Origin of the sequence: Streptomyces sp. NPDC058231, from assembly GCF_042882275.1 — a bacterium.
Classification (GTDB): Bacteria; Actinomycetota; Actinomycetes; order Streptomycetales; family Streptomycetaceae; genus Streptomyces.
In genome coordinates this window covers 138,040-156,148 of the sequence record NZ_JBHVWN010000003.1, presented here as the reverse complement: position 1 = coordinate 156,148, position 18,109 = coordinate 138,040, and the positions used below count along the sequence as shown (strand labels likewise).

Below are 18,109 nucleotides of genomic sequence, written 5' to 3'. Positions count from 1 at the left end.
CTCTCCCGGCTCCACTCGATGTCACTCCAGGGCCTTCGGAGAGGTAGGGTCGGAGGCGGTCGGGGACATCCCATACAACTCGCCGGCGTCGAAACCCGGCGTACCTAACGAGGAGATCGGTTCGTGACGATCCGCGTAGGCATCAACGGCTTTGGCCGCATCGGTCGTAACTACTTCCGCGCGCTGCTGGAGCAGGGTGCGGACATCGAGATCGTGGCTGTCAACGACCTGGGTGACACTGCGACCACGGCCCACCTGCTGAAGTACGACACCATTCTGGGTCGTCTGAAGGCCGAGGTCAGCCACACCGCCGACAGCATCACTGTCGACGGCCACACCATCAAGGTGCTCTCCGAGCGCAACCCGGCCGACATCCCCTGGGGTGAGCTGGGCGTCGACATCGTCATCGAGTCGACCGGCATCTTCACCAAGAAGGCCGACGCCGAGAAGCACATCGCGGGTGGCGCGAAGAAGGTCCTCATCTCGGCTCCGGCCAAGGACGAGGACATCACCATCGTGATGGGCGTCAACGAGGAGAAGTACGACGCGGCCAACCACCACGTCATCTCCAACGCCTCCTGCACCACCAACTGTGTCGCGCCGATGGCCAAGGTTCTGGACGAGAACTTCGGCATCGTCAAGGGCCTCATGACGACGGTCCACGCGTACACGAACGACCAGCGCATCCTTGACTTCCCGCACTCCGACCTGCGTCGCGCCCGCGCCGCGGCGGAGAACATCATCCCGACCACGACCGGTGCCGCCAAGGCCACCGCTCTGGTGCTCCCGCAGCTCAAGGGCAAGCTCGACGGCATCGCGATGCGCGTCCCGGTCCCGACCGGCTCGGTCACCGACCTGGTCATCACGCTGGAGCGCGAGGTCACCCGCGACGAGGTCAACGCCGCCTTCCAGAAGGCCGCGGCGGAGGGTCCCCTCAAGGGCCGCCTCTTCTACACCGAGGACCCGATCGTGTCCTCGGACATCGTCTCGGACCCGGCGTCCTGCACCTTCGACTCGCTGCTCACCATGGCCGAGGGCACGCAGGTCAAGGTCATCGGCTGGTACGACAACGAGTGGGGCTACTCCAACCGTCTCGTCGACCTGACCGTCTTCGTCGGCAGCCAGCTCTGACCGTCGAACCGGCAGGCACCTCGATGTGAGCACGGGGCTCGAACAGCGCAACGCAGCGCCGTTCGAGCCCCGTTGCATGCTCTCTCGCCCTCCAAGGAGTCCAGCAGGATGAAGACCATCGACGAACTTCTCGCCGAAGGGGTCGCCGGCAAGCGCGTATTCGTCCGCGCCGACCTCAACGTGCCGCTGAGCGGTACCACCATTACCGACGACGGCCGCATCCGCGCCGTCCAGCCGACCGTGGAGAAGCTCGCCGCGGCCGGTGCCAAGGTCATCGTCGCCTCACACCTGGGCCGCCCCAAGGGCGCCCCGGACCCGGCCTTCTCCCTGGCCCCCGCCGCGGCCCGCCTCGGCGAGCTGATCGGTGCCGACGTCGCCTTCGCGACCGACACGGTCGGCGAGTCCGCCCGCGCCACGGTCGCAGCCCTCGCCGACGGCCGGGTCGCCGTCATCGAGAACCTCCGCTTCAACGCCGGCGAGACGTCGAAGGACGACGCCGAGCGCGGCGCGTTCGCCGACCAGCTCGCCGAGCTGGCCGACGTGTACGTGGGCGACGGCTTCGGAGCCGTCCACCGCAAGCACGCCTCGGTATTCGACCTTCCGGCCCGGCTGCCGCACGCCGCGGGCGACCTGATCGCCACCGAGGTCGGCGTCCTCAAGAAGCTCACCGAGGACGTCGCCCGTCCGTACGCCGTCGTGCTCGGCGGTTCCAAGGTCTCCGACAAGCTCGGTGTCATCGACCACCTCCTGGAGCGTGCCGACCGCATCCTCATCGGCGGCGGCATGGCGTACACCTTCCTCAAGGCCCAGGGCCACGAGGTCGGCAGCTCCCTCCTGCAGGAGGACCAGATCCCGGCGGTGCTGGAGTATCTGAAGCGGGCCGAGGAGAAGGGCGTGGAGTTCGTGCTCCCCGTCGACGTCGTGGTCTCCGGACAGTTCCCGGACCTCAAGACCAAGGCCCCGACCGAGCACAGCACCGTTCCCGCGGACGCCATCCCGGCCGGTGTGATGGGCCTGGACAACGGACCCGAGACCGACAAGCTGTACGCATCGAAGCTCGCCGACGCCGTCACCGTCTTCTGGAACGGCCCGATGGGCGTCTTCGAGCACCCCGACTACGCCGAGGGCACCCGGGCCGTCGCTCAGGCCCTCGTCGACTCCGAGGGCTTCAGTGTCGTCGGCGGTGGCGACTCCGCCGCGGCCGTCCGCATCCTGGGCTTCGACGAGAACGCATTCGGCCACATCTCGACCGGTGGCGGCGCCAGCCTCGAATACCTCGAGGGCAAGACGCTTCCCGGCCTCGCCGCACTGGAGGACTGACCTTTCATGAGCACCCGTACCCCGCTGATGGCGGGCAACTGGAAGATGAACCTCAACCACCTCGAGGCCATCGCGCACGTCCAGAAGCTCGCCTTCGCCCTGGCCGACAAGGACTACGACGCCGTCGAGGTCGCCGTCCTGCCGCCCTTCACCGACCTGCGCTCGGTGCAGACGCTGGTGGATGGCGACAAACTGAAGATCAAGTACGGCGCCCAGGACATCTCGGCGCACGACTCCGGCGCGTACACCGGTGAGATCTCCGGTCCCATGCTCGCCAAGCTGAAGTGCACCTACGTCGCGGTCGGCCACAGCGAGCGACGCCAGTACCACGGCGAGAACGACGAGATCTGCAACGCCAAGGTGAAGGCCGCGTACAGGCACGGCCTGACCCCGATCCTCTGCGTCGGCGAGGGCCTGGACATCCGCAAGGCCGGTGACCAGGTCGCGTACACCCTCGCCCAGCTCGACGGCGGTCTGAAGGACGTCCCGGCCGAGCAGGCCGAGTCCATCGTGATCGCGTACGAGCCGGTCTGGGCCATCGGTACCGGCGAGGTCGCCACCCCCGAGGACGCGCAGGAGGTCTGCGGCGCGATCCGCCGCCGCCTCGCCGAGCTGTACTCGCAGGAGCTGGCCGATGCCGTCCGTATCCAGTACGGCGGCTCGGTGAAGTCCGGGAACGTGGCGGCGATCATGGCGCAGCCCGACGTGGACGGCGCGCTGATCGGTGGCGCCGCACTGGACGCCGACGAGTTCGTCAAGATCGTCCGCTTCCGCGACCAGTGAGTATGCGGTAGCGCGGATCCGTCGTACCCTTGCGGGGGCCGGGGAGGTTGTCTCCCGGCCCCCGTTGTCCGTTAGAGCAGTCCAAGGGAATTCCGGAAAGTAGGGACCAGCCGTGGTTGTGGGGTTCTCGATCGCCCTGATCGTCTTCAGTCTGCTGCTGATGCTGCTGGTGCTGATGCACAAGGGCAAGGGCGGCGGCCTCTCCGACATGTTCGGTGGCGGTATGCAGTCGTCCGTCGGCGGCTCGTCGGTCGCCGAGCGAAACCTCGACCGGATCACCGTGGTGGTCGGTCTGGGATGGTTCGCGTGCATTATCGTGCTTGGTCTGCTGATGAAGCTGGACAGCTGACCCGTCGTCCGCGATTCCTGGTGAGGGTGTAACTCCTTTCACTGGACGCGCGTTGGGCCTTACGTAGACTGGGGCATCTTCGAGCACCATCACGCAGGGAGTTACGACCGTGGCAAGTGGCAACGCGATCCGGGGAAGCCGGGTCGGAGCGGGGCCGATGGGGGAGGCCGAGCGGGGCGAGTCCGCGCCGCGTCTCCGCATCTCCTTCTGGTGCTCGAACGGGCACGAGACGCAGCCGAGCTTCGCCAGTGACGCGCAGACACCGGAGACCTGGGACTGTCCGCGCTGCGGTTTCCCGGCCGGTCAGGACCGGGACAACCCGCCGGACCCGCCGCGCACCGAGCCGTACAAGACGCACCTCGCGTACGTACGTGAGCGGCGCAGCGACGCCGACGGCGAGGCCATCCTCGCCGAGGCCCTGGCCAAACTCCGGGGCGAGATCTAGTTCTGTTCACCGGCCGGTCACCCCAAGGGTGCCCGGCCGGAGTGCATGTGGCGGCGTCACAGCTTTTCGTCGCCTCGCCGATCCCCCTGATCAATTAGGTTGGAGGGGCAGCGGGGCATGTGCAGGCACGAGAAGAAGTGGGCTGATACCCGGGATGAACACCCAAAGCCGAACCAAGCTCAACCAGACCCCCGAATGGACCGCTCTCGGCAAGCACCGTGAGCAGCTCGGGCAGACGCATCTGCGGCAACTCTTCGCGGACGATCCGGAGCGCGGCACCGGATACACCCTCCAGGTCGGCGACCTGTATCTCGACTACTCCAAGCACCTGGTGACCGACGAGACGCTCCGGCTGCTGCGCGAGCTCGCCGACGCCACCGGGGTGGCCGGGCTGCGGGACGCCATGTTCCGCGGCGAGAAGATCAACACCACCGAGGACCGTGCCGTCCTGCACACCGCGCTGCGCGCCCCGCGCGACGCCGTGATCGAGGTCGACGGCGAGAACGTGGTGCCCGCCGTGCACGCCGTGCTCGACAAGATGGCGGCGTTCGCCGACCGTGTCAGGTCGGGCGAGTGGACCGGCCACACCGGCAAGCCGATCAAGAACATCGTCAACATCGGTATCGGCGGCTCCGACCTCGGTCCCGCCATGGCGTACGAGGTGCTGCGCTCCTTCACGGACCGCTCGCTCACCGTCCGCTTCGTGTCGAACGTCGACGGCGCCGACCTGCACGAGGCCGTCCGCGACCTCGACCCCGCCGAGACGCTCTTCATCATCGCGTCGAAGACCTTCACCACGATCGAGACGATCACCAATGCGACCTCCGCGCGCAACTGGCTCCTGACCGGCCTGAGGGCCGGCCAGGACGCGGTCGCCAAGCACTTCGTGGCACTGTCGACCAACGCCGAGAAGGTCGCGGAGTTCGGTATCGACACCGCCAACATGTTCGAGTTCTGGGACTGGGTCGGCGGCCGTTACTCGTACGACTCCGCCATCGGGCTCTCGCTGATGATCGCCATCGGCCCGGTCCGGTTCCGCGAGATGCTCGACGGCTTCCACCTCGTCGACGAACACTTCCGCACCGCACCGGCGGAGGCCAACGCCCCGCTGCTGCTCGGCCTGTTGGGCGTCTGGTACGGCGCGTTCTTCGACGCCCAGTCGCATGCCGTACTGCCGTACAGCCACTATCTCTCCAAGTTCACCGCCTACTTGCAGCAGCTGGACATGGAGTCCAACGGCAAGTCCGTCGACCGGCAGGGCGATCCGGTCGAGTGGCAGACCGGGCCGGTCGTCTGGGGCACGCCCGGCACCAACGGGCAGCACGCCTACTACCAGTTGATCCACCAGGGCACCAAGGTCATCCCGGCCGACTTCATCGGCTTCGCCGAGCCGGTCGCCGATCTGCTGCCCGGTCTGGTCGCCCAGCACGACCTGCTGATGGCCAACTTCTTCGCCCAGACCCAGGCGCTGGCCTTCGGCAAGACGCCGGACGAGGTCCGTGCGGAGGGCGTCGCGGAGGAGCTGGTGCCGCACAAGACGTTCAAGGGCAATCACCCGACGACGACGATCCTCGCCGACCGGCTGACGCCGTCGGTGCTCGGCCAGCTGATCGCGCTGTACGAGCACAAGGTCTTCGTCCAGGGCGCCGTCTGGAACATCGACTCCTTCGATCAGTGGGGCGTCGAGCTAGGCAAGGTCCTCGCCAAGAAGATCGAACCGGTGCTGACCGAAGGCGCCGGGGGAGAGCAGCTGGACAGCTCGACCGCCGCCCTCGTCTCCGCGTACCGGACGCGCAGGGGCCGCTGAGCCGATGACCACGGGGGAGGGGACGGTACGGCTGCGGCCGTAGAACAACAGGCTGGACCCCAGGGCGGTCGGCTGGTGGCGGCACCCTGCGGATCCGGCGCGGTCTCCTCACTCTCCCGGTCCGTCTCCGTCGAGGAGCGGCGGCTGCGCGGTGTCGACGTCGTCGAACCGCTCGGCGTCCCGCTGTCCGGCGCCGCCCGGGTGGACGCGATCACCACCGGCCTGGCCGAGGACGACGAGAAGCAGCACGGCGACCGGAACACACTGCTGCCCGCCGTGCCCCGGAACATCGCCGACTCGGTGGCGGCCGACGTGCTGCGGGAGACGGCGGCGCCGACCGCCGTCCCGCTGCCCGCGCATCCCGTCGCGGCCCGCGGCCGGCGGGTGCGCAGGGCCCTGTGGGCCGTCCTGACGCCCGTCCTGGTCCGCGGGCTCCTCGGTGCGCTGCCGGCGCCCGTGCTGTGCCGCGACCCGGGGGCCGTTCCGGCGGGTGCCGCACGACGTACGGGCCCGGTCCGCTCCTGGGAGCGGACCGGGCCCGTGGTCGACGGTGCTGACGGCCGGTCAGGGAGAGGCCGGCGGATACAGCGCACGCGGCAGCTGCGAGGCCGCCGACGCGTCCAGCAGCCACAGCGTGCGGCTGCGTCCGTACGCGCCCGCCGCGGGGGCCTGGATCTCCCCGGCGCCGGACAGCGCGATGGCCGCGGCCTCCGCCTTGTCCTCGCCCGCCGCGAGTAGCCACACCTCACGTGCCGCCCTGATGGCGGGCAGCGTCAGCGACACCCGGGTCGGCGGCGGCTTGGGAGCGCCGTGCACACCGACGACGGTGCGCTCGGTCTCCCGTACCGCGGGCAGCTCCGGGAAGAGCGACGCGACATGCGTGTCCGGGCCCACGCCCAGCATCAGCACATCGAACGTCGGCACCGGGCCGTGGTCCTCCGGACGGGCCGCGGCGGCCAGTTCGGCGGCGTACGCGGCCGCGGCGGCATCGGCGTCGCCGCCCCAGGGGCCGTCCGAAGCGGGCATCGCGTGCACCCGGGACGGGTCCAGCGGTACCGAGTCCAGCAGGGCCTTACGGGCCTGCGTGACATTGCGCTCCGGATCGCCCTCCGGCAGGAACCGCTCGTCGCCCCACCACAGATCGAGCCGCGACCAGTCGATCGCGTCCCGGGCGGGCGCGTCGGCGAGCGCGGCCAGCAGGCCGTTGCCGTTGCGCCCACCGGTGAGGACCACCGAGGCGTGGCCCCGTGCGGCCTGGGCGTCCACGATCTTCGTGATCAGCCGGGCCGCGGCGGCCTGCGCCATCAGCTCCTTGTCGCGGTGCACGACAAGCTGAGGGGCACTCACTTGGCTGCTGCCTTCTTTGCCGCGGTCTTCTTCGCCGCGGTGGGGGCGGTGGCGGCCGGTTCGGCGGACTTCGCCTCGTCCGGGGCACCCAGCTTCTCCACGCCGAACTTCACCGTCGACGCGTAGGTGTTGTCCGGGTCCAGGCGCCGCAGCTCCTCGGCGAGCAGTTCGGCGGTCTCCCGCCGCTTGAGCGCCACCGCACGGTCCGGCTGTCCCTGCATGGAGAGCGTGGCCAGCGAACCGTCCGGGCGGTCCAGGACGATGGGGCCGTCCTTGGTCTCCATCCGTACGGCCGTCAGGCCGGGGCCGTCGGACTGGGCACGCTGCACCCGTACGTGGAGCCGGTCCGCGAGCCACATGGCGAGCAGCTCGCAGCTCGGGTTCTCACCCTCGCCCTCGACCGTCGCGGAGATGACCTCGGCGGGCTTCTGGTCGAGCGCGGCCGCCAGCATCGAACGCCACGGGGTGATGCGGGTCCAGGCCAGGTCCGTGTCGCCCGGGGTGTACGACTGGGCGCGCGCCGCGAGTTCGGCGCTCGGCGTCACCGCCGAGTAGGAGTCCGTGATCCGGCGCTGGGCGAGCGCGCCCAGCGGGTCCTTCGCCGGATCGGACGGCGCGTCCTCGGGCCACCACAGCACGACCGGGGCGTCCGGCAGCAGCAGCGGCAGGACCACCGACTGGGCGTGGTTGGCCAGTTCACCGTGGAGCCGCAGGACGATGGTCTCGCCGGAGCCCGAGTCGGAACCGACCCGTACCTCGGCGTCGAGCCGGGCGTCCCGCCGGCTGCGCTGCGAGCGGCTGGCCCGCTTGATCACCGCGATGATCCGCGAGGGGTGCTCGCGGGAGGAGTCGCTCGCCGCCTTGAGGGCGTCGTACGCGTTCTCCTCGTCGGTGACGATGACCAGGGTCAGCACCATGCCGATGGCCGGCGTGCCGACGGCACGGCGGGCCGACACCAGCGCCTGGTTGATCTTGCTGGAAGTGGTTTCCGTGAGATCGATCTTCATGGCCGGCGCCAGCTCCGTCCGTCTCGTGCAAGCATCTCGTCAGCCTCGGTCGGACCCCAGGTGCCCGCCGGGTACTGCGCGGGCTTGCCGTGCTTGTCCCAGTACTCCTCGATCGGGTCGAGGATGTTCCAGGAGAGTTCGACCTCCTGGTGCCGGGGGAAGAGGTTGGCGTCGCCGAGCAGCACATCGAGGATGAGCCGCTCGTACGCCTCCGGGCTGGACTCGGTGAAGGACTCGCCGTAGGCGAAGTCCATCGTGACGTCCCGGACCTCCATCGAGGTGCCGGGCACCTTGGAGCCGAACCGTACGGTCACGCCCTCGTCCGGCTGGACCCGGATGACCAGGGCGTTGCCGCCCAGCTCCTCCGTGGCACCGGACTCGAACGGCAGGTACGGGGCGCGCTTGAAGACGACCGCGATCTCCGTGACACGACGGCCGAGCCGCTTGCCGGTACGGAGGTAGAACGGCACGCCCGCCCAGCGGCGGTTGTTGATCGTCAGCTTGATCGCGGCGAAGGTGTCGGTCTTCGACTTGGGGTCGATGCCGTCCTCCTCCAGATAGCCGAGGACCTCTTCGCCGCCCTGCCAGGCGTGCGCGTACTGGCCGCGTACGGTGTGCCGGCCCAGGTCCTCCGGCAGCTCGACCGCCGTGAGCACCTTGAGCTTCTCGGCGACCAGGGCCTTCGGGTGGAAGGAGCCGGGCTCCTCCATCGCCGTCAGCGCCAGCAGCTGGAGCAGGTGGTTCTGGATGACGTCACGGGCTGCGCCGATGCCGTCGTAGTAGCCGGCCCGGCCGCCGATGCCGATGTCCTCGGCCATCGTGATCTGGACGTGGTCGACGTACGACCTGTTCCAGATCGGCTCGAACATCGTGTTGGCGAACCGCAGCGCCAGGATGTTCTGGACCGTCTCCTTGCCCAGGTAGTGGTCGATCCGGAAGACCTCGTTGGGCGGGAAGACGTCGTGCACGAGCTGGTTGAGCTCCTGCGCGCTGGCCAGGTCGTGGCCGAACGGCTTCTCGATGACGGCCCGCCGCCAGGAGTTCTCCTTCTGGTCCGCCAGCCCGTGCTTCTTGAGCTGCTGGACGACCTTCGGGAAGAACTTCGGCGGTACGGACAGGTAGAAGGCGTAGTTGCCGCCCGTGCCCTGTACCTGGTCGAGCTCCTCGATCGTGGCCTTCAGGGTCTCGAACGCCGCGTCGTCGTCGAAGGTGCCCTGGACGAAGCGCATCCCCTGGATGAGCTGCTGCCAGACCTCCTCGCGGAACGGCGTGCGGGCGTGCTCCTTGACGGCGTCGTGGACCACTTGGGCGAAGTCTTCGTCCTCCCAGTCACGGCGCGCGAAACCGATGAGCGAGAAGCCCGGCGGCAGCAGGCCGCGATTGGCCAGGTCATAGACGGCGGGCATCAGCTTTTTACGGGACAAATCGCCCGTGACTCCGAAGATCACCAGGCCCGACGGCCCCGCGATACGCGGGAGCCGTCGGTCCTGAGGGTCACGAAGCGGGTTGGCTCCGGGAACACCAGACAAGGTGGTCAGCCCTCCGAAGGGGCGAGGCGCTTGAGCTCCGCCTCGGTCGAGTTGAGCAGGTCGATCCAGGACGCCTCGAACTTCTCGACGCCCTCGTCCTCGAGCAGCTGTACGACGTCGTCGTACGAGACGCCCAGCTTCGCGATGGCGTCCAGGTCGGCCTTCGCCTGGTCGTAGGTGCCCGCGACGGTGTTGCCGGTGACCTCGCCGTGGTCGGCCGTGGCCTCCAGGGTGGCCTCGGGCATGGTGTTCACCGTGCCGGGGGCGACCAGGTCGACGACGTACATCGTGTCCCGGTACGCGGGGTCCTTCACGCCGGTGGAGGCCCACAGCGGACGCTGCTTGTTGGCCTGCGCCTTGTCCAGGGCGGCCCAGCGGTCGGAGGAGAAGACCTCCTCGAACGCCTGGTACGCCAGCCGGGCGTTGGCGACGGCCGCCTTGCCCTTCAGGCCCTTGGCCTCGTCGGTGCCGATCGCGTCGAGCCGCTTGTCGATCTCGGAGTCCACCCGGGACACGAAGAACGAGGCCACCGAGTGGATCTTGGAGAGGTCCAGGCCCGCGGCCTTCGCCTTCTCCAGGCCCGCCAGGTAGGCGTCCATGACCGCGCGGTAGCGCTCCAGCGAGAAGATCAGCGTGACGTTGACGCTGATGCCCCGCCCGATGACCTCGGTGATCGCCGGCAGGCCGGCCTTCGTCGCCGGGATCTTGATGAGCGTGTTCGGCCGGTCCACCAGCCAGGCCAGCTGCTTGGCCTCGGCGATGGTGGCATCGGTGTGGTGGGCCAGCCGCGGGTCGACCTCGATGGAGACCCGGCCGTCCTGCCCGTCCGTGGCGTCGAAGACCGGGCGCAGGATGTCGGCGGCGTCGCGGACGTCCGCCGTCGTGATCATGCGGATGGCCTCGTCGACCGTGACCTTACGGGTCGCCAGGTCGGTGAGCTGCTGCTCGTAACCGTCCCCGTGCGAGATCGCCTTCTGGAAGATGGACGGGTTGGTGGTGACGCCCACGATGTGCTGCTGGTCGATCAGTTCGGCGAGATTGCCCGAAGTGATCCGCTTGCGCGACAGGTCGTCGAGCCAGATCGCCACGCCCTCGTCGGAGAGGCGCTTGAGTGCGTCTGTCATGAGAATTGCATCTCCTACTAGTCGTATGTCGGCGTCAGCGTGCGACGGCGTCGAGAGATTCCCGCGCGGCGGCGGCAACGTGCTCGGCGGTGAAACCGAACTCGCGGAAGAGGACCTTGGCGTCGGCCGAGGCACCGAAGTGCTCCAGCGAGATGATCCGGCCGGCGTCGCCGACGTACCGGTACCAGGTCAGGCCGATGCCCGCCTCGACGGCCACACGGGCCTTCACCGACGGCGGCAGGACGCTGTCCTTGTACGCCTGGTCCTGCTCCTCGAACCACTCGACCGACGGCATCGACACGACGCGGGTCGGGATGCCGGCCGCCTGCAGCTCCTCGCGCGCCTCGACGGCGAGGTGCACCTCGGAACCGGTGCCGATCAGGAGGACCTGCGGCTCGCCGCCCTCGGCGTCGAACAGGACGTAGCCGCCCTTGGCCGCGTTCTCGTTCGCCTCGTATGTCGGCACGCCCTGGCGGGTCAGCGCCAGACCGTGCGGGGCGCCCTTGCCGAACACCTTGGTGTAGCGGCGCATGATCTCGCGCCAGGCGATGGCGGTCTCGTTGGCGTCGGCCGGGCGGACGATGTTCAGGCCCGGGATGGCGCGCAGCGAGGCCAGGTGCTCCACCGGCTGGTGGGTCGGTCCGTCCTCTCCGAGACCGATCGAGTCGTGCGTCCACACGTACGTCACCGGCAGGTGCATCAGCGCGGACAGGCGCACGGCGTTGCGCATGTAGTCGGAGAACACCAGGAAGGTGCCGCCGTAGATGCGGGTGTTGCCGTGCAGTGCGATGCCGTTCATGGACGCGGCCATGGCGTGCTCGCGGATACCGAAGTGGATCGTGCGGCCGTACGGGTCCGCACCCGGCAGCGGATTGCCCGCCGGGAGGAACGACGACGTCTTGTCGATCGTGGTGTTGTTCGAGCCCGCCAGGTCGGCGGAGCCGCCCCACAGCTCGGGAATGATCTCGCCGAGCGCCTGCAGCACCTTGCCGGAGGCGGCGCGGGTGGCGACAGCCTTGCCGGGTTCGAAGACCGGGAGCCGGTCCTCCCAGCCCTCGGGCAGCTCGCCCGCGGCGATCCGGTCGAACTCGGCGGCGCGCTCCGAGTTGGCGGTACGCCACGCGGCGAACGACTTCTCCCACTCGGCCTTGGCCTCGCGGCCGCGGTCCAGCGCCTCACGTGTGTGCGCGATGACCTCTTCGGAGACCTCGAAGCTCTTCTCCGGGTCGAAGCCGAGGACCTTCTTGGTCGCGGCGACCTCGTCGTCGCCGAGCGCCGAGCCGTGCGCGGCCTCGGTGTTCTGCGCGTGCGGGGCCGGCCAGGCGATGATCGAGCGGGCCGCGATGAACGACGGGCGCCCGGTCTCGGCCTTGGCCGCCTGCAGCGCCCTGTACAGGCCCGCGGGGTCGAGGTCGCCGTTCGGCAGCTGCTCGACGCGCTGGACGTGCCAGCCGTACGCCTCGTACCGCTTCAGAGTGTCCTCGGAGACCGCGGTCTCCGTGTCGCCCTCGATGGAGATGTGGTTGTCGTCCCACAGCAGGACCAGGTTGCCGAGCTTCTGGTGCCCGGCCAGCGAGGACGCCTCCGCGGAGATGCCCTCCTGGAGGCAGCCGTCACCGGCGATGACCCAGACCATGTGATCGAACGGGGAGGTGCCGGGGGCCGCGTCCGGGTCGAACAGGCCGCGCTCGTAGCGGGAGGCCATGGCCATGCCGACGGCGTTGGCGACACCCTGGCCCAGCGGGCCCGTCGTCGTCTCGACACCGGTGGTGTGGCCGTACTCCGGGTGACCGGGGGTCTTCGAACCCCAGGTGCGGAACGCCTCGAGGTCGCCGAGCTCCAGGCCGTAGCCGGCCAGGTAGAGCTGGATGTAGAGGGTCAGGCTGGTGTGGCCCGCCGAGAGCACGAACCGGTCGCGTCCCGTCCAGTCGGCGTCGGCCGGGTCGTGCCGCATCACCTTCTGGAAGAGGGTGTACGCGGCGGGAGCCAGGCTCATCGCCGTGCCCGGGTGGCCGTTTCCGACCTTCTGTACGGCGTCGGCGGCAAGGACGCGGACAGTGTCCACGGCCCGCTGGTCCAATTCGGTCCACTGGAGGTCTGTGGTGGTCGGCTTGGTGCTCACCCTGAGTCAGGGCTCCTCTCCACTGTTGTAAGCCGGTGACTGGTTGAACGCACCGGGCGATGTCGAGCCTACCCCCGTCGGAACAAGCATTTTCCGGCTGCTTTCCAGGGTGCAGGCGACCCGCGGAGTTCGCCTCCCGTATGAGCGCAACGGCTCACTTCTGCGCCTCTCCGATGAGCGCGTACCCATACTTCTGGGCTACTCCGATGAGCGCGTCCTGCCGCTTCTGTGCCTCTCCGACGAGCGCGTCCTTATACATATGCGCCTTTCCGGTGAGCGCGTCCTTATACATCTGTGCACTCCCATGAGCGCCTCGTCGTACTTCCGTGCCGCTCCGCCGGTGTGACCTCGCACTTCTGCGCCACGTCAACACGACCCCACCCCCGCGAAGGAGGGCCTGTCCCCAACGTCTACAGTGGTCTGGTTCGCGCAAGTCTTCACCGGGCCTTCATGCCCGGAGCTTGCTGGGATTTCTCTGTCAGGGGTGTGCGTGACGGCCGTCGAGTCCCGACCCGCAGGGGTCGCCTTGACTCCGAGCCCAGGGGGCCATCGCCCGTTCGGGGCCCGTATCAAGGCATTCGTGGCGCTGACCAAGCCGCGGATCATCGAGCTGTTGCTGATCACCACTGTTCCGGTGATGTTCCTGGCCGCTCAAGGTGTGCCCAACCTGTGGCTCGTTCTCACTACCACCATCGGCGGATATCTCTCCGCCGGCGGTGCCAATGCGCTGAACATGTACATCGACCGCGATATCGACGCGTTGATGGACCGTACGTCGCAGCGTCCGCTGGTCACCGGCGCGGTGAGCCCGCCCGAGTGCCTGGTCTTCGGCCTCGCCCTCGCGGTGATCTCGACCGTCTGGTTCGGCCTGCTGGTCAACTGGCTGTCGGCGGCGCTGTCGCTCGGCGCACTGCTCTTCTACGTGGTCGTCTACACGATGCTGCTGAAGCGCCGGACCTCGCAGAACATCGTCTGGGGCGGCATCGCGGGCTGCATGCCGGTCCTCATCGGCTGGTCCTCCGTGACCGACTCGATGTCGTGGGCCGCGGTGATCCTCTTCGCCGTCATCTTCTTCTGGACGCCGCCGCACTACTGGCCGCTGTCGATGAAGGTGAAGGACGACTATGCCCGGGTCGGCGTCCCGATGCTCCCGGTCATCGCCTCCAACAGGGTGGTCGCCCGGCAGATCGTGATCTACAGCTGGGTGATGGTGGTGGTCTCGCTGCTGCTGACCCCGCTCGGCTACACCGGCTGGTTCTACACCGTGGTGGCGCTGCTGACCGGCGGGTTCTGGCTCTGGGAGGCGCACGGCCTGCAGAACCGGGCGAAGGCGGGAGTCGCCGGCGCCAAGCTCAAGGAGATGCGGCTGTTCCACTGGTCGATCACCTATGTCTCGCTGCTGTTCGTCGCCGTCGCGGTGGATCCCTTCCTGCGATAGCACCCCAGCACTCCTGCCGACGGGCGGGGTACGTGGCCCATGCCACGTGCCCCGCCCGTCGCCAGTTGATCTACCCATCGGTAGCATCCGTTGCATGGCAGACACGGCAGAGACCCAGCAGGTTGACGACGGCAAGCAGGCGGCCCGCGCGGAGCGCAGGGCGGCCAGGCTCGCCAAGCAGATCGGCGCCTTCGCCAAGGCGCACGGCGGAGCCGAGGGGCAGCTCGCCTACATCGGGCAGATGGGCACCCGCATCGTGCTGGTCGGCGAGGACGGTGGCTGGGGCGACCTGGTCGCACCCTCGTACGCGGTCGCCGAGAGCGCCACGGCCAAGGCCGGGATCACCATGCACGAGACCTTCGACGGGGAGTTCGCCGCCAAGGTCCGCACCGGCCCGTACGAATGGACGCGGATGGCCGGGATCCAGGTCGGCGGCCCGTCCAACAAGGCCTGAGCCGCCCGCGACGCATTCCGGGGGGCAGGGGAGCGCTACCCGACGACGGCGTCACCCGTCGCGCGGGTACGCCCACGTCGTCGCAGGGAGCTTCGGACGACCGGCGCACCGCACGTGGCGGTACGCGCACCGAGCCCGGGCCGCCACCCTCGGGGCCGTGCCGGCCGCGGGGCGGCCCGCGCCGGGCAACACATCTTCGGCACCCGGACCGTTTCCGCCGTGCGTCGACGGTGCCCGCCGCACGGCGGCGGGTGGCTGTGACTCCGGCGATGCCGGCCGGATGTACGGGCCGGAGGGGCGGACGGGCCGCGAGCAGGGCCGGATCCGGCCGGAACCGGGCCGAGGAGCCGCGCCTCGCTCAGCCGGCGGCCGCGGGCTCCGGCTGCCCGGTGACGGGGGCCGGCACGGCGGCGGCCGTGGCCGGACGCTCGCGCAGCGACAGCAGCACCCGCAGGGCGGCGATCCACACCAGGCACGAACCGAGCATGTGCAGCCCGACCAGGATCTCCGGGGTGTCGGTGAAGTACTGGACGTAACCGATCACACCCTGAGCCATCAGCACCACGAAGAGATCACGGGTGCGGTGCTGCGGCCCGGCCGGCGCGTCGACGGCCTTCAGCACGAACCAGAGCGCCACGGTCAGCGCCACGACGACCCAGGCGAGATCGGCGTGCAGCTGCGCGATCATCTTCCAGTCGAGCGGGATGCGGTGCACCTCGCTGGAGTCCCCGGCATGGCGTCCGGCGCCCGTCACGACGGTGCCGACCGCGATCAGCAGACCGGCCGCGGTCATCAGCAGCCAGGTGAGCTGGGAGACCGCCTTGCCGACCAGTGGCCGCGGCTGCTCGTCGCCCTCCCGGGTCCGCTGCCAGGTCAGCACGGCGACCGTGAGCAACGCGGTGGAGAGCAGGAAGTGCGCCGCGACGGTGTACGGGTTGAGGCCGACCAGCACGACGATGCCGCCCAGTACCGCATTGCCCATGACCACCCAGAACTGCGCCCAGCCGAACCGGGTGAGGCTGCGCCGCCACGGCTCGGCGGAACGGGCGGCGATGATCGCCCAGCCGACCGCCGCGCACAGCACGTAGGTGAGCATCCGGTTGCCGAACTCGATCGCGCCGTGGAAACCCATGGCGCTCGTCGCCGTCAGCGACTCGTCGGTGCACTTGGGCCAGGTCGGGCAGCCGAGGCCGGAGCCGGTCAGCCGCACCGCGCCACCGGTGACCACGATGATCACGGCCATCACGACGGCCGACATCGCCGCGCGACGGACCGTCCGGGGGGACGGGGTCCAGCGTTCGGCGATGCAGAGAAGCGGGTTCCGCACGGCTTGAGCGACGTTCCGCACGGCTTGAGCGACATCGGCTCGGGTCAGCTTGGGCACGCGCACCATCGTAAGCGGCGGCTTGTGCAAGCTTTCACGAGGGGGACGAGTTACCCCGAACCGTCATGCCGCAGGGCGTGCGGCGCCGGTCGCTCCCGTCATTCCCAGCGGAAGAACTTCGCCGCCGCGCCCAGCCCGAGCACCGCCCAGACCGCGAGGATCCCCAGATCGCCCCATGGCATCGAGGCACCGTGCTGGAGCACGTCCCGCAGTCCGCCGGACAGGGCGGCGATCGGCAGCAGACCCAGCGCCGACTGCACCGCGTCCGGGAACTTGTCCAGCGGCACGATGACCCCGCCGCCGACCAGCAGCAGCAGGAAGACCAGATTGGCGGCGGCGAGCGTCGCCTCCGCCTTCAGCGTGCCGGCCATCAGCAGACCGAGTCCCGAGAACGCGGCGGTGCCGAGCACGAGCAGCAGCAGCACGGCCGACGGACTGCCGTGCGGGGACCAGCCCAGCGCGAACGCGATGACGGTCAGCAGGACGACCTGCAGCACCTCGGTGACCAGTACCGCGAGGGTCTTGGCGGTCATCAGCCCCCAGCGCGGCAGCGGTGAGGCACCGAGCCGCTTGAGCACTCCGTACCGGCGCTCGAAACCGGTCGCGATGGCCTGGCCGGTGAAGGCGGTGGACATCACGGCGAGCGCGAGAATGCCGGGCGTCAGGAAGTCGACGGCCTTGCCCGCGCCGGTGTCCACGATGTCGACGGCGCTGAACAGCACCAGCAGCAGCGTCGGAATGATCACCGTCAGGAGCAGCTGCTCGCCGTTGCGCAGCAGCATCCGCGTCTCCAGCGCGGTCTGCGCGCCGATCATGCGCGGCAGCGGGGCGGCTCCGGGCCGCGGGGTGTACGTACCGGCGCTCATGCGCGCAGCTCCTTGCCGGTCAGTTCCAGGAAGACGTCCTCCAGGGTGTGCCGCTCGACGGAGATGCCGTCCGGCATCACGCCGTGCTGCGCGCACCAGGAGGTGACGGTGGCCAGCAGCTGCGGGTCGATCTGGCCGGTGATGCGGTACGTGCCCGTGACGGGCTCGGCCGCCTCCGTCCCGTCGGGCAGCGCCTTCAGCAGTGAGCCGAGGTCGAGACCGGGGCGGCCGGTGAAGCGCAGGGTGTTCTCGGCGCCGCCGCGGCACAGCAGCTCCGGGCTGCCGTGGGCGATGACCCGGCCCGCGTCGATGATGGCGACATCGTCGGCGAGCTCCTCGGCCTCGTCCATGAAGTGGGTGGTCAGGACGGTGGACACGCCGTCGGAGCGCAGCTCCCGTACGAGTTCCCAGGTGGAGCGGCGGGCCTGCGGGTCCAGGCCGGAGGTCGGCTCGTCCAGGAACACCAGCTCGGGGCGGCCGACGACGGCCATCGCCAGGGCGAGCCGCTGCTGCTGGCCGCCGGAGAGCCGCCGGTACGTCGTACGGCCGCAGCCGCCGAGGCCGAGACGCTCGATCAGGGCGTCGACGTCGAGCGGGTGGGCATGCAGTTTTGCCATGTGGCGGAGCATCTCGTCGGCGCGCGCCCCGGAGTAGACACCACCCGACTGGAGCATCACGCCGATCCGGGGCCGCAGCTCCGCGGCGTCGGCCAGCGGGTCGAGGCCGAGCACGCGTACGGTCCCGGCATCCGGGCGGCGGTAACCCTCGCAGGTCTCGATCGTGGTGGTCTTGCCGGCGCCGTTGGGGCCGAGGACGGCGGTGACCGTACCGGTGCGTACCGCCAGGTCGAGGCCGTCCACCGCGGTCTTGGTGCCGTACCGCTTCACCAGGCCACGGATCTGCACGACCGGCTCGTTCTTCATGGCCGGTAAGTCTAGGCAGCGGCGCTGCGGGCTCGTCCCCGGGGGCCTGATTAGGTAACCCTTAGTGACGAACTCCACCA

General features: G+C 69.5%; 17 protein-coding genes and 1 pseudogene. 9 read left to right on the top strand and 9 right to left on the bottom strand.

The features are described from left to right. Positions 1 to 123 precede the first annotated feature (123 nt). From gap to ACFVXE_RS03515, 7 genes and pseudogenes are all read left to right on the top strand, one after another. Positions 124 to 1,131 carry a type I glyceraldehyde-3-phosphate dehydrogenase gene (gene gap / locus ACFVXE_RS03545; protein ID WP_389668771.1) on the top strand — a complete coding sequence of 336 codons (1,008 nt, stop codon included), beginning with the start codon at positions 124 to 126 and terminating at the stop codon, positions 1,129 to 1,131. Positions 1,132 to 1,239: 108 nt separating this feature from the next. Then, entirely contained in the window at positions 1,240 to 2,451 is a 1,212-nt protein-coding gene (locus ACFVXE_RS03540; RefSeq protein WP_389668769.1) for a phosphoglycerate kinase, read from the top strand. A gap of 6 nt (positions 2,452 to 2,457) precedes the next feature. Continuing rightward, positions 2,458 to 3,234: a triose-phosphate isomerase gene (gene tpiA / locus ACFVXE_RS03535; RefSeq protein WP_389668767.1), complete on the top strand. Its 777-nt coding sequence runs from the start codon at positions 2,458 to 2,460 to the stop codon at positions 3,232 to 3,234. Between the two features lie 112 nt (positions 3,235 to 3,346). Next, positions 3,347 to 3,583, top strand: a complete 237-nt coding sequence (gene secG / locus ACFVXE_RS03530; protein ID WP_328889613.1) for a preprotein translocase subunit SecG — start codon at positions 3,347 to 3,349, stop codon at positions 3,581 to 3,583. A gap of 109 nt (positions 3,584 to 3,692) precedes the next feature. Further along, the gene (locus ACFVXE_RS03525; protein ID WP_078852825.1) at positions 3,693 to 4,028 is read left to right on the top strand and encodes an RNA polymerase-binding protein RbpA; all 336 of its coding nucleotides are present in this window, start codon (positions 3,693 to 3,695) and stop codon (positions 4,026 to 4,028) included. A gap of 154 nt (positions 4,029 to 4,182) precedes the next feature. Then, positions 4,183 to 5,835: a glucose-6-phosphate isomerase gene (pgi, locus tag ACFVXE_RS03520; RefSeq protein WP_389668764.1), complete on the top strand. Its 1,653-nt coding sequence runs from the start codon at positions 4,183 to 4,185 to the stop codon at positions 5,833 to 5,835. A 77-nt stretch (positions 5,836 to 5,912) separates the two neighbouring features. Further along, a pseudogene (locus tag ACFVXE_RS03515) lies at positions 5,913 to 6,297 on the top strand (hypothetical protein); the annotation flags it as partial. A 102-nt stretch (positions 6,298 to 6,399) separates the two neighbouring features. On the opposite strand, the gene pgl reads toward ACFVXE_RS03515, so the two are convergent. The 6 genes from pgl to ACFVXE_RS03485 all read right to left on the bottom strand — a co-directional run bounded on the left by pgl (position 6,400) and on the right by ACFVXE_RS03485 (position 13,256). After that, positions 6,400 to 7,182, bottom strand: coding sequence for a 6-phosphogluconolactonase (pgl, locus tag ACFVXE_RS03510; RefSeq protein ID WP_389668762.1), 783 nt, complete (start codon positions 7,180 to 7,182; stop codon positions 6,400 to 6,402). After that, positions 7,179 to 8,189, bottom strand: coding sequence for a glucose-6-phosphate dehydrogenase assembly protein OpcA (opcA, locus tag ACFVXE_RS03505; RefSeq protein WP_389668760.1), 1,011 nt, complete (start codon positions 8,187 to 8,189; stop codon positions 7,179 to 7,181). The genes pgl and opcA overlap by 4 nt, the downstream gene beginning before the upstream one ends. Next, positions 8,186 to 9,718, bottom strand: a complete 1,533-nt coding sequence (gene zwf, locus ACFVXE_RS03500; protein WP_389668758.1) for a glucose-6-phosphate dehydrogenase — start codon at positions 9,716 to 9,718, stop codon at positions 8,186 to 8,188. The genes opcA and zwf overlap by 4 nt, the downstream gene beginning before the upstream one ends. A gap of 5 nt (positions 9,719 to 9,723) precedes the next feature. Next, positions 9,724 to 10,842 carry a transaldolase gene (gene tal / locus ACFVXE_RS03495; protein WP_389668756.1) on the bottom strand — a complete coding sequence of 373 codons (1,119 nt, stop codon included), beginning with the start codon at positions 10,840 to 10,842 and terminating at the stop codon, positions 9,724 to 9,726. 34 nt (positions 10,843 to 10,876) lie between these two features. After that, the gene (gene tkt / locus ACFVXE_RS03490; protein WP_389668754.1) at positions 10,877 to 12,964 is read right to left on the bottom strand and encodes a transketolase; all 2,088 of its coding nucleotides are present in this window, start codon (positions 12,962 to 12,964) and stop codon (positions 10,877 to 10,879) included. A 154-nt stretch (positions 12,965 to 13,118) separates the two neighbouring features. Then, complete coding sequence (locus ACFVXE_RS03485) at positions 13,119 to 13,256, bottom strand: hypothetical protein (protein WP_389668752.1); 138 nt, start codon at positions 13,254 to 13,256, stop codon at positions 13,119 to 13,121. A 192-nt stretch (positions 13,257 to 13,448) separates the two neighbouring features. On the opposite strand from ACFVXE_RS03485, the gene ACFVXE_RS03480 reads away from it, so the two are divergent. Next, a complete protein-coding gene (locus ACFVXE_RS03480) occupies positions 13,449 to 14,402 on the top strand; it encodes a heme o synthase (protein ID WP_389668751.1) in 954 nt (317 codons plus the stop codon). A 94-nt stretch (positions 14,403 to 14,496) separates the two neighbouring features. Further along, the gene (locus ACFVXE_RS03475) at positions 14,497 to 14,856 is read left to right on the top strand and encodes a hypothetical protein (RefSeq protein ID WP_389668749.1); all 360 of its coding nucleotides are present in this window, start codon (positions 14,497 to 14,499) and stop codon (positions 14,854 to 14,856) included. Positions 14,857 to 15,214: 358 nt separating this feature from the next. Here ACFVXE_RS03475 and ACFVXE_RS03470 read toward each other — a convergent pair whose 3' ends face one another. From ACFVXE_RS03470 to ACFVXE_RS03460, 3 genes are all read right to left on the bottom strand, one after another. Continuing rightward, positions 15,215 to 16,249, bottom strand: coding sequence for a heme A synthase (locus ACFVXE_RS03470; protein WP_389668747.1), 1,035 nt, complete (start codon positions 16,247 to 16,249; stop codon positions 15,215 to 15,217). Positions 16,250 to 16,338: 89 nt separating this feature from the next. Continuing rightward, the gene (locus ACFVXE_RS03465; protein ID WP_389668745.1) at positions 16,339 to 17,106 is read right to left on the bottom strand and encodes an ABC transporter permease; all 768 of its coding nucleotides are present in this window, start codon (positions 17,104 to 17,106) and stop codon (positions 16,339 to 16,341) included. After that, complete coding sequence (locus ACFVXE_RS03460) at positions 17,103 to 18,029, bottom strand: ABC transporter ATP-binding protein (protein WP_389668743.1); 927 nt, start codon at positions 18,027 to 18,029, stop codon at positions 17,103 to 17,105. The genes ACFVXE_RS03465 and ACFVXE_RS03460 overlap by 4 nt, the downstream gene beginning before the upstream one ends. Positions 18,030 to 18,109 lie beyond the last annotated feature (80 nt).